Genomic DNA, 10,555 nt, shown 5'->3' with positions numbered 1-10,555 from the left:
CCGGCCTACTCGCCACCTTTTTGTACAAAACCCTGCACGAACTTCTGCGCATCCGTTTCCAAAACCGAATCGATCTCATCCAAAAGGTCGTCAATGCTAGTGCCCTGAGCCTGCACCTGACCAGCCTCCTGAATCTCATCCTCATTATTGCCGCCCGCTGGCGCGAACTTCTGTGCCATGATTACTCCTTCCCACCATCAAATAAACTAATAAAAGCCCGCGCGCCCTCATGTAACGCACGGATAAAATCCTCACCGCCAGCCTGATTTGGATCTGGCAACGGGATCCGTACCAAACGATCCTGGCCTGCCTGATCTACCACCAGCGACGTCCACGAAGCCTTCACAACCTCTGGAATCAAACTAATCGCTTTGCCGCGAACCCAAGCGCGGGTATTACGCGGAGGCTCAACCAAAGCACGCGCCACGTCATGAGGGGAAAATAGCCGTCGTACGCGGCCCGCCCGATCCAAAGCAGCCACCAGTGACCTTCCCGGACGCAAATCCGCCCACTGTAAATCCATCGCGCGAAGGCGCGGATCGTCCCACGTGGTGCCTAAGCGTTCCATCTGTCGTTCAAACAAGAGGTACTTCGCAACCCACTCAACGTCAGTAGCTACACTTTCCAAATCCGTTTCCAGGCCATCCAGAATGCGTTCCCATTCCCTGCAAATGGCCTCGTCTCCCTCATCTAGCTGAAGATGAGAGCGCACGAAATCTAAATACTTGCGTTGCAACTGTGGCGCAGTCACCGCCTCGCCCGACTTCAAACGAATCAACCGGGTCATCGAAACATCGTGAGAAACATCCCACGCTGTCTGCACGTCATCTTGATCCAGTGCAAGCGAATCGATGGTGAGGTCAAGATCGCCCTCGAGTGCGCGCAAAACCAACGACGTAGTGCCCAGGCGCAAATACGTTGAAACGTCGAACTGATTCGCGTCTCCATTAATGACATGGAAACGACGGAACTGGTGATGATCGGCGTGCGGCTCATCGCGAGTATTCACAATCGGACGGTTAAACGTGGTCTCAAGACCAACCGAATTCTCAACAAAATCTGCACGGGCAGAAATCTGGAAACCAGGCTTTTGTGAATGCTGGCCCAGGCCCACGCGTCCCGCTCCGCAAATCACCGGGCGCGTCACCAAGAAAGGAATCATGGCGCGCGTAATGTCATCAAAATCAACGTCGCGGCTCACCTGATAGTTCTCATGAGTGCCGTATGCCGCGCCCTTGCCATCCGTGTTGTTCTTATACAAAACCAGGTCCGTACCCGCCTGCGCGCACACCTCCATCACGCGAGTTGCTAGTAGGTCACCCGCCCTGTCATAAAGCACCGCATCCAACGCAGAGGCAGTTTCTGGACTCGAATACTCCGGGTGCGCATGATCCACATAAAACCGCGCGCCGTTTGAGAGCACCACGGAAGTTGCACGCTGCATAAAGCGTTCATACTCGCCCGGACGATCCTCAAAGCTCACGCCTGCCGGCGGCGCTAACCGGTAGGGATCGTCCGTAAGCATCGAAGGGTGCGCCGCCGCCCTCTCCAATCGGTATCCGCGCGCATCATTTAGCGGATCCTCACCGGAATAATCCCAACGCACCACCTCGCCAATAGATATCGAAGCGGCGTATTCCTCAACAGCAGTAGCTGAAAGTACCACTGGATTAGCGCCCGGATCATTCGCATCCGTTATCCCGAACTCGGTTTCTGTACCTAAAACCCGGTTAGTCATTCGCTACCTCCCTCGACTGAAGCGAACGTACCGCAACCACGTCATCACCACGCAAGCCTGTAATTCTCGCCCACTCTCGCGGCGTGGTAGTTGCCGCCAAATCCCAGGTCTCCATCAGCTCTTCCGCGAATGCTCGCTGCAGGTGCTCTGGCGTGAGCCCCGGGCGTCCGTGTATCGCGTCCTTAACGGCAAACTTTTTTGCGCGCTCAACTATAGAGGCAATCATCGCGCCAGATACCAGATCTGAAGCGTAAACGACCCTTGACTTCCCATTAGCGAGGGAAAGCTTAAACAGAGCCGTCTGTCCACTATTCTCATAGAGCGCATCTACCAGCTGTTCCGTCAAATGCTGAGTTGCCTCTTCTCGCGAACCGAACCGGCTGAGCGTGGACTTTGAATAGGGCAGATCCGGAACCAAATACTTTGCAAAGACATCGAGCGCTCCGGCGCGATTGGGACGATCAATCCGGATGCGAACATCCAACCTACCGGGACGCAACACCGCGGGATCAATCATGTCCTCACGGTTCGACGCGCCAATAACAATGACGTTATCGAGTGCCTCCAAGCCATCCATCTCCGCCAAGAGTTGCGGCACAATCATCGTCTCAACATCGGATGATATTCCCGAGCCACGCGTGCGGAACAGCGCCTCCATCTCGTCAAAGAAAATCACCACCGGAACATTCTCAGAAGCGAGCTGGCGGGCCCGACCAAAAATCGCACGAATATGGCGTTCGGTTTCACCCACGTACTTGTTTAGGACCTCGGGACCCTTAATCGAGAGGAAGTACGGATGGCCAGTAGCCCCTGCCAAGGAGCTTGCCACTGCCTTCGCAATCAGCGTTTTACCGCATCCGGGAGGGCCGTACAAAAGAACACCTTTGGGGGCGCGCAGATCGTATTCGCGATACAAATCCGGATTCTTAAACGGCAATTCGACGGCGTCACGCACCTTCAAGATCTGTTCATCAAGGCCGCCGATATCGTCGTAGGTAACGCCCGGAATCTCGGGTTGCAACAACTGCTCCACATCGGAGCGCACAACCTTTTCCAACGCCATGTGAGCCTTCGTATCAACGAGTAATGAATCACCTGGCCGGACTCCCCCGTGCCGTAATGAACCAGCAAGTAGCACCATCTGAAGTACGCCCGCATCGGCGCTAACCAGCGCCCGGTCCGCACCCACCAGTTGCACCACCGAGGCCATCTGGCCTACACGGGCCGTGGACAGCGGCGCGGACACGATCATGTTCTCACTCACCCGCACGTCCTGCCCGACCCTTAAACCAAGCAGATCCACCGAACTTGCAACCGACAACCACATTATTCTGCCGCCGAGGGAGACTTCGGCCTCGCGCGCCTGAGAATCGATCGACAACACTGTGCCCACCTGCGCAGGTGGTTTACTAGCCGCCTCGATCTGGGCGCGCATCGAAGCGATCTCTTCGCGCGCAACCATGAGAGTGCCCTTGAGTCGTTCATTAGCGCTGCGTAGCTCGGTGATTTCGACCTTCAAATCCTCAGGTGAATACGACACTAAACGTTTTCTCCATCCTCATCGTGAGCCAGCCAAACCCTCGTTTTCCCCGCCACATCTCGAATAGAGCGACGCACCTTTTTTGGCGAAACAACGGGGTTTAACTCGCCGTTTTCTTCCCACGCTGTCTCTTCGTCCCACTGGCCCGCCAGCCCCTCGGCAGCCTTAGCCGGGCGTCCAGCGCGGCGCTGCGGAACTGAAGCACGCTCCACCTTACGGGTGGTCATCAAGAACCCGGTGTGTGCCACCATGCGATGTTCTGGCCGCACCGCCAACCCATCCAAATGCCAATCACGGATTGCAGACTCCCACGCCTGCGGCCTGGTAAACCTTCCAAAAGTATTTAAATCCTCGCGCATTCGAGACAATTGCGTCACCGTAGCCACATACACCGTCAATACGCCACCAGGAGCCAGAACGTGTTCCACCGCCTCAATACATTCCCACGGGGCCAACATGTCAAGCACCACGCGATCTGTTGACTCCGCGGGTAGACTCATCGCAACATCAGCGAAATCACCAACCGAAACCTGCCACGCAGGATGGCGTCCGCCGAACCAAAGATCCACATTGCCCTGCGCTATCTTCGCGAAATCCTCCCGCCGTTCAATCGAATGCAACGAACCTGTAGATCCCACAGCTTGAAGCAGCGACATTGAAAGAGCACCAGATCCAACTCCCGCCTCCAGCACGCGAGCACCGGGGAAGATATCGCCAAACGCTACGATCTGCGCCGCGTCTTTGGGGTACACAATGGCGGCGCCGCGAGGCATTGACATTACGTAGTCGGCCAGAAGAGGGCGCACGACCTGGAACTCACGCTCCCCGTCATACATGGTCACAGCTTCCGGTTGACCAATGATATCGTCGTGGTGCAATGAGCCTCGCGAGGTCTGAAAATATCCACCAGGGGTCAGCATCACCGTATGCAACCGGCCCTTTGGGTCTGTAATCTGAACAAATTCGCCCGCCTGTAGCGGACCACGGCGAGACGCCATGCCCATCGGGTGGGCCACTTGGCTTGGAATCGGATACTCAAGGGAAGAAGTCACATGCACAGTCTAGTTGGCACGAGCGGTCATCTTCGAGTTCACTCCCTTTTGCTCCGCCCCCTGGCGACACCACAAACATTGTCTTCCCATCGCGATACGGTATACACATGAGCGAGACAAGCAAACGCCGCAAAGCACTATCTGCAACCTCCACCAAGACATGGTTGCAATGCCCCATGAAATTCAGGCTCACGCAAGTGGACGGTTTCAAAGAACCACCCTCACCAGCCACCACTCGGGGGACGCTTGTGCATGCCGTGCTTGAAGACCTATTTGATCTTCCTGCGGAGCAACGCACCGCCGAAACGGCAAGCGAAATGATTGGGCCGCTGTATGAAAAAACCATGGCTCAAGACGAGCAGTTCTTATCCTTGTTCGAAGACGACGTTCTACTGGATAAGTGGAAAGAGGAAGTCCGCGCGCTCGTGCGTCAGTACTTCGCCATGGAAAATCCCACGCGCCTGGAGCCTTATGCACGCGAAAGGTTTGTTCGCGTGGAAATTACCGATCAGATTGCCATTCACGGTTTTATTGACCGCATCGATAAGGCGCCCAATGGAGCTATCCGTGTCGTAGATTACAAAACCGGCAAATCGCCGCAAAAGCGCTTCGAAGAACACATGCTTTTCCAAATGCGGTTCTACTCGCTGCTTCTTCGCAACACAGACCTAGGTCTGCCCGCCCGTACTCAACTCGTTTTCCTTGGGGACGGACGCACCCTCACGCTAGATCCAACGCCCGAATCAATAGAAGCGTTTGAACACCAACTCGTTAGCATCTGGCAAGACATCGAAACCGCGGCTCACCGAAAACTATTTCCACCCAAAAAACAGGTCCTTTGTAACTGGTGTGGCGTGCAAAATCTCTGTCCTCTCTATTCATCTAATCCACCTGAGATATCGGAAGAAGGACTGGAAAGACTACTCGAAATTAAGGGGTAAAAGCACCCGCCTGCATTAACTCTTCAGATGTCATGACCTAATAGGTTGTGGCCAGGTGATTCCTCACCTGGCCACAACGTTAGAACCCAACAGCGCGTCAAGGTTTTGGGAATTAACCCGTCACATCACGGCCGTACCCATCGGGCTCAAAATCCCTCCCGCAAGCAAAACACCAATCACGATTGCAATCACAATGCGGTAAATGACGAACGGCTGGTAAGACTTAGTTGAAACGAGCTTCAAGAACCAAACGATAACCGCGTAACCAACACCAAACGCAATCAGCGTAGCAACAACCGTTGGCCCCACATCCACGCTATTGCCACCAACAGCTACCCGGTAAACCTTATACAACCCGGACGCGAACACCGCCGGCATTGCAAGCAGAAACGAGTAGCGAGCGGCTGCCTCGCGCGTATACCCCAACAAACGCCCCATCGTAATTGTTCCACCCGAACGCGATACGCCCGGAATCAGCGCCAGTGCCTGCGCGAAACCATACAGAATCGCATCCGACCACCGCATCTTGTCAAGCGTCATTCGTTGTGGCATCCACTTATCGGCCGCGCCAAGGAACACGGCAAACACAGCGAGCATCGTCACCGTGATCCACAGATTTCGAAATGATGTATCAATCCAGTCTTCCAAAAGCAGGCCTAGAAGCGCGATGGGGATTGAACCGACAATGATCATCCAGCCTAAACGCACATCCGAGTCTCCCGCGGATATACGGCGCTGCGCACCAACCCAGGGCATCGAGCCAAACCACTTCTTGATGATGCGGACAATGTCCTTCCAAAAGAAAATCAGTACGGCTGTTTCCGTGCCGAGCTGTGTGATTGCAGTGAAGGCTGCTCCTGGATCATCCATGCCAAGTAACTCGCCCACAATACGCAAATGTGCCGATGAAGAGACCGGCAAGAACTCCGTAAGCCCCTGCACCAGTCCTAAAATTATTGCTTCAAGCCAGTTCATAGTTTCAAACACTATCTTTTAACAACGTGCGCTACTGTATGAGACATGCGACATCGACTAGGTAACACCGGCCTGAAAGTATCCCCCGTTGGAATCGGTACACTCACCTGGGGGCGCGACACCACAGTCACTGAAGCTGAAAACATCTGGAATACCGCGGTTGAAGCAGGCATAAACCTAATCGACACCTCACCCACATATGGCGAAGGAGGCGCGGAATCCACAGTTGGAACGGTACTTGAAGCCACCGGTACCGCGCGTGATGACGTCGTCATTGTTACCAAAGGCGGCTACATCCCCTCCGAAACTCGCTTTCGCTACTCCGCCTCGAAGAGCGCAATTCTTAGTTCTATCGACCGCTCGCTTGAGGCACTGAAAACCGACTATATCGACGTTTATCTCATTGCCCGCCCCGACTCTGAGACACCATTCGAGGAAAGCCTCGAAGCGCTGAGTATGGCGCTGCGCTCCGGAGCAATCCGCTACATCGGAGTATCCAACTTCAGCGCGTGGGACACGGCCAAAGCGCACTTTCTTGCCAAGGAGTTTGGCACAAAACTAGCTACCGTCAGCGCAGAATACTCCCTGCTGCAACGCGGAGTAGAACGAGAACTCCTGCCCGGCCTGCGCAGGGAAAACATCGGGTTCGTTGCTTGGTCAGCGCTGGCGCGCGGCGTCCTCACCGGAAAATACCGCCACACTACTCCACCAGATTCCCGTGCGGCCTCGCCAACTCTCTCCGGATTCGTGCAGCCCTACCTCAGCAATGAATACAGCGCGATAACCGAAGCTGTCCTGGCCGCAGCCTCCGGACTCGACGTATCTGCAACCACCGTGGCGCTCGCATGGCTCACCAGCCAACCCGGTGTCACCACAGCTCTAGTAGGCCCGCGTAGCGAACTTCAAGCTAAACAAATAGCTGAGGGAATGCAGTTCGCACTCCCCCAGCCAATAATTGATGCACTTAACGAAGTATCCACGCTCAGGCGCGGCTACCCCGAAACGGAAGGGATCTAATCGTCCTCGTCATCTAGATCAACAAAATCTAGATCATCCTCATCAGACGCATCATCTTCGTCATCGTAATAGTCGTCGAAATCGTCATCGTCGTCATCAAAATCTGAATCGACAATGTCAAACGGCAAATCGACCCCGTAGTTGTTGAACAACACGTCGTCATACGTGAAGAAAGCATCGCGCAGGCGCGCCTCAGCGGCCTCAACAATGCTCGAGTCGGCCATGTCGGCCGCACGCGCAGCCTGAGCGTGCGCTTCGAACGCTGCGATAAGACGATTCAGTGCGTCTGTCGGATTCATACCCATGCTTATACTCTACAGGCCTCGACGAGAAAGAATAGCCTTAGCCGAAGCTTCGTGACCGATCAATTCCCAAAATGATTCGCGCGGATCACGCGAGGAGCCACGCGACAAGATCGCGTCCGTAATCTGGCGACCTGCTTGACGGTTCAAACCTCCGTCGCCGTCAATAGCTACCACGGTGCGGAACCAGTTCTCACACTCAGCAACTAAGGCCTCCGCCCACATGTACGAGTAGTAGCCAGCGTCGTATCCCACCGTGAAAGCGTGCGGGAAATAGGTAGAACGATAGCGTGGTGGAATCAAATCAGAAGCAACACCGGCTTTTTCAAGTGCTTCGGCCTCAAACTGAGCAACGCCCTCATCTTCGCTAATTTCACAGGAGTACCAGGCCTGATCCAGTAACGCTGAGGCGCAGAACTCTACAGTTGCGTGAGCCTGCCCGAAAGTCTTTGAATCACGAAGCTGGGCGCGCATCTGCTCTGGCATGACCTTGCCGGTCTCGAAGTGACGCGCGAAGTTCTCGATCACCGTCGGGTTGTAAGCCCACATCTCATTCAACTGGCTAGGGAGCTCCACAAAGTCACGTGGCACAGCCGTGCCCGCAGTCGAAGCGTATCGAGTCTTCGACAAGAAACCATGCAGGGCATGGCCGAACTCGTGGAACAGGGTCTCAACCTCATCCCACACCAGGAACTTCGGACCATCCTCAACCGGTTCAAAATTCGCGCAGTTGATAATAATCGACTCGTAATCGGTTGCTAAGTAGCCCTGCACCAGCGAATCCATCCAGGCTCCGCCGCTCTTACCTGCACGCGTAAACGGATCGATCAGGAAGATACCAAGCGACTTGCCAGCTTCATCCTCAATCTCATAGACACGCATCGACGGATCCCAACCGGATAAGTCAGTGCGGCGCTTTGCACTCACACCGTAAATCTTATTGGCCGCGAAGAACACGCCATTTTCTAGCACGTTCCACATCTCCAGATAAGGCTTCAACGCCTGCGCCGACAGGCCGAGAACGTCGGCCTTCTGCTTCTCCTGGTAGTAGAGCCAATCCGAAGCCGTAAAGCGCTCCAAGCCGTCAGCCTGCGCGCGACGGGTAAGCTCCGCTTCATCGCCCTTCGAGGCCTCCACAGCCGCCTTTGATACGTCGGAGAGCAGCTGGTAAACCGCGTTGGTGGAGGGTGCCATTTCCGTCTCCAGCACAACCTCGGCATGATTGTTAAAACCTAGAAGCTTCGCGCGCGCATTACGCTGCCTCGCTATCTCGGTCACAATACCCCGAGTGTCAAACTCACCACCAAAGCCGCGCTCCATCGACTTTGCCAACAGCTGGGCGCGGGCAGTCGGATCATCCAACTGGGCAAGCGCAAGCTGGTTCGTGAAGTTGTTCAGCGTGTATTCTCTGCCGTCAACACTCACGGGTGTTGCCAGCATCTTCGAGACAATCTGGCCGTACCTTGTTGCAAGCTGTGAGATCTTCAGATCAGCTTCTTCAAGCGCCTTGCGCCCATTCGCGTCAAGGTCAATACCGCCAAGCCTGAACTCCTTAATCTGCTCACTGACCATGTAAGCCGACTCTGCGTCCAGGTCCTGCTTCGAAAGCTCTACGAACTTCGCGTACAGCGCCTCATTCGTCATCATCCACGTCTGGAGCTTGGTCAGCGGCTCATCAAGCTTTTCTTCCAAAGCGTCAAAGTCGGGACCTCCAACCGCGCTGATAAGCGTGTACACGGGGCCAATCGCGCAGTCGAACTCAAATTCCGCCTCGTCAAACGGGATTAGAAAGTCTTCGATCGAAGCGGGCGCTTCCTCCAACGCGGTTATCGCACCGCGATACGTGTTGATAGCTTCAAACGCTACACGCTCACACTCAGCAGCGTTGTACTTACTGAAATCAGGAAGCACCTTTTCGATTTTGCTCATTTACCATCTTCGCTTTCTAGCCCGAGAACGCGGGCAATATTCGGATTGAAGAAGCCGGGGCCCTTCAAGACCTTTCCATCTTCACGGTAAATCGGTTTACCATCAGCGCCTAATTTGGACATATTCGAGGCCTGAACTTCACGCAACACCTCATCAAGGTCAATGCCGCACTCCAACGCCATACCGTAGGCAACATACACGAGGTCAGCCAAGGCATCCGCAACCTCGATCGTGTCGCGAGTGCCGTCATCCGCCTCACGCGCGGCGGTTACGGCTCGTCCAATGATCTGGCCTGCCTCGCCTCCGTAGAGGGCGGTCGTTAGCTCCGTGAACTCTTCGGACACGAGGCTCATGCGCATATGTACGCGCTCCGTGTCAGCAGTCGGCTTCTCGCCAAGCTTGACGGGTAAGCCGTAGACCTCATGGAACTGACGCACCAGAGCCTGCGGCCGGCGCGGGTCATACGGGCGCTTGGCGACAGGCAGATCGCAATGATCAGAAAGATCAAAGTAGTGCGGCAGGTTGGGATCACAAGCCGGCTCCATGGATTCGCCGCGCAGAAGGCTCGCCGCCCACATATCGACCACACGACCATTTCGTTCCCTTACGCGTCGCTCAACACCCTCAAAGATGAAACCGAGCTTCCACGCTAGTCTCCATGAAGCGTCATTACCCACGTGTGCATGCCACACGATCTTATCGACGCGGGATCCTTCAAATACGTGTTGGATTGCTAACCGCGCTGCCTCGGAAATATAACTCTTCCCACGAGCGGCCTCACTAGCCCAATACCCAAGCTTCAGTGAGCGTTGCGCCTCATTGTAATCTTCGAGTCCAACACAACCCACCAGGTCAGAATCGGCCCACACCAGCCACGTCGCATTAGGTTCCTCAAGTTGCCTGGAAGTATTAATCCACCACTTTGCATCCTCTAGCGAATATGGTTGCGGAACCGTGGTGTACTTTGCGATAAGAGGGTCATTTAAAACCTCTGCCAGCTGCTGCGCGTCAGTAACTTGGGGCCTGCGCAGCACAACCTTTTTACCTTCTAAAACGTTCAT

General features: G+C 55.0%; 10 protein-coding genes. 2 read left to right on the top strand and 8 right to left on the bottom strand.

Features of this window, described 5'->3' with window-relative positions:
* Positions 1-5: 5 nt before the first annotated feature.
* Genes HMPREF2891_RS05395 through HMPREF2891_RS05380 form a run of 4 tightly spaced genes read right to left on the bottom strand, consistent with a single transcriptional unit; the run spans position 6 to position 4,282 of the window.
* A complete protein-coding gene (locus HMPREF2891_RS05395; protein WP_070617400.1) occupies positions 6-179 on the bottom strand; it encodes a ubiquitin-like protein Pup in 174 nt (57 codons plus the stop codon).
* A gap of 2 nt (positions 180-181) precedes the next feature.
* A complete protein-coding gene (gene dop / locus HMPREF2891_RS05390; protein WP_070664190.1) occupies positions 182-1,738 on the bottom strand; it encodes a depupylase/deamidase Dop in 1,557 nt (518 codons plus the stop codon).
* The gene (gene arc, locus HMPREF2891_RS05385) at positions 1,731-3,278 is read right to left on the bottom strand and encodes a proteasome ATPase (RefSeq protein WP_070664188.1); all 1,548 of its coding nucleotides are present in this window, start codon (positions 3,276-3,278) and stop codon (positions 1,731-1,733) included. The genes dop and arc overlap by 8 nt, the downstream gene beginning before the upstream one ends.
* Entirely contained in the window at positions 3,278-4,282 is a 1,005-nt protein-coding gene (locus tag HMPREF2891_RS05380; protein WP_070664186.1) for a tRNA (adenine-N1)-methyltransferase, read from the bottom strand. Before HMPREF2891_RS05380 ends, arc begins: the two co-directional genes overlap by 1 nt.
* Positions 4,283-4,437: 155 nt before the next feature.
* Between HMPREF2891_RS05380 and HMPREF2891_RS05375 the strand changes: the two genes are divergently transcribed.
* On the top strand, positions 4,438-5,271 hold the full coding sequence (locus tag HMPREF2891_RS05375; RefSeq protein ID WP_070664184.1) for a RecB family exonuclease: 834 nt from the start codon (positions 4,438-4,440) through the stop codon (positions 5,269-5,271).
* 120 nt (positions 5,272-5,391) lie between these two features.
* Here the strand turns inward: HMPREF2891_RS05375 and HMPREF2891_RS05370 are convergent, their stop codons facing one another.
* A complete protein-coding gene (locus tag HMPREF2891_RS05370; protein WP_070664182.1) occupies positions 5,392-6,246 on the bottom strand; it encodes an undecaprenyl-diphosphate phosphatase in 855 nt (284 codons plus the stop codon).
* 45 nt (positions 6,247-6,291) lie between these two features.
* On the opposite strand from HMPREF2891_RS05370, the gene HMPREF2891_RS05365 reads away from it, so the two are divergent.
* Positions 6,292-7,263: an aldo/keto reductase gene (locus tag HMPREF2891_RS05365; RefSeq protein WP_070664180.1), complete on the top strand. Its 972-nt coding sequence runs from the start codon at positions 6,292-6,294 to the stop codon at positions 7,261-7,263.
* On the opposite strand, the gene HMPREF2891_RS05360 is transcribed toward HMPREF2891_RS05365, so the two are convergent.
* The 3 genes from HMPREF2891_RS05360 to HMPREF2891_RS05350 are packed head-to-tail and all read right to left on the bottom strand — an operon-like array spanning position 7,260 to position 10,555.
* On the bottom strand, positions 7,260-7,568 hold the full coding sequence (locus HMPREF2891_RS05360) for a hypothetical protein (RefSeq protein WP_070617422.1): 309 nt from the start codon (positions 7,566-7,568) through the stop codon (positions 7,260-7,262). The genes HMPREF2891_RS05365 and HMPREF2891_RS05360 overlap by 4 nt on opposite strands.
* A gap of 9 nt (positions 7,569-7,577) precedes the next feature.
* Positions 7,578-9,494 (bottom strand): M3 family metallopeptidase, encoded by a 1,917-nt coding sequence (locus HMPREF2891_RS05355; protein WP_070664178.1) that lies wholly within the window; start codon positions 9,492-9,494, stop codon positions 7,578-7,580.
* Complete coding sequence (locus tag HMPREF2891_RS05350; RefSeq protein ID WP_070664176.1) at positions 9,491-10,555, bottom strand: GNAT family N-acetyltransferase; 1,065 nt, start codon at positions 10,553-10,555, stop codon at positions 9,491-9,493. Before HMPREF2891_RS05350 ends, HMPREF2891_RS05355 begins: the two co-directional genes overlap by 4 nt.

Origin of the sequence: Actinomyces sp. HMSC065F11 (assembly GCF_001813085.1) — a bacterium.
GTDB lineage: Bacteria > Actinomycetota > Actinomycetes > Actinomycetales > Actinomycetaceae > Gleimia > Gleimia europaea.
This window is presented reverse-complemented; position numbering and strand designations above follow the sequence as displayed.

Coding starts and splice junctions, on each gene's coding strand:
- HMPREF2891_RS05375 (WP_070664184.1), top strand. CDS start 4,438: ATGAGCGAGACAAGCAAACGCCGCAAAGCACTATCTGCAACCTCCACC.
- dop (WP_070664190.1), bottom strand. CDS start 1,738: ATGACTAACCGGGTTTTAGGTACAGAAACCGAGTTCGGGATAACGGAT.
- HMPREF2891_RS05355 (WP_070664178.1), bottom strand. CDS start 9,494: ATGAGCAAAATCGAAAAGGTGCTTCCTGATTTCAGTAAGTACAACGCT.
- HMPREF2891_RS05380 (WP_070664186.1), bottom strand. CDS start 4,282: ATGGGCATGGCGTCTCGCCGTGGTCCGCTACAGGCGGGCGAATTTGTT.
- HMPREF2891_RS05350 (WP_070664176.1), bottom strand. CDS start 10,555: ATGAACGTTTTAGAAGGTAAAAAGGTTGTGCTGCGCAGGCCCCAAGTT.
- HMPREF2891_RS05360 (WP_070617422.1), bottom strand. CDS start 7,568: ATGGGTATGAATCCGACAGACGCACTGAATCGTCTTATCGCAGCGTTC.
- HMPREF2891_RS05370 (WP_070664182.1), bottom strand. CDS start 6,246: ATGAACTGGCTTGAAGCAATAATTTTAGGACTGGTGCAGGGGCTTACG.
- HMPREF2891_RS05365 (WP_070664180.1), top strand. CDS start 6,292: ATGCGACATCGACTAGGTAACACCGGCCTGAAAGTATCCCCCGTTGGA.
- HMPREF2891_RS05395 (WP_070617400.1), bottom strand. CDS start 179: ATGGCACAGAAGTTCGCGCCAGCGGGCGGCAATAATGAGGATGAGATT.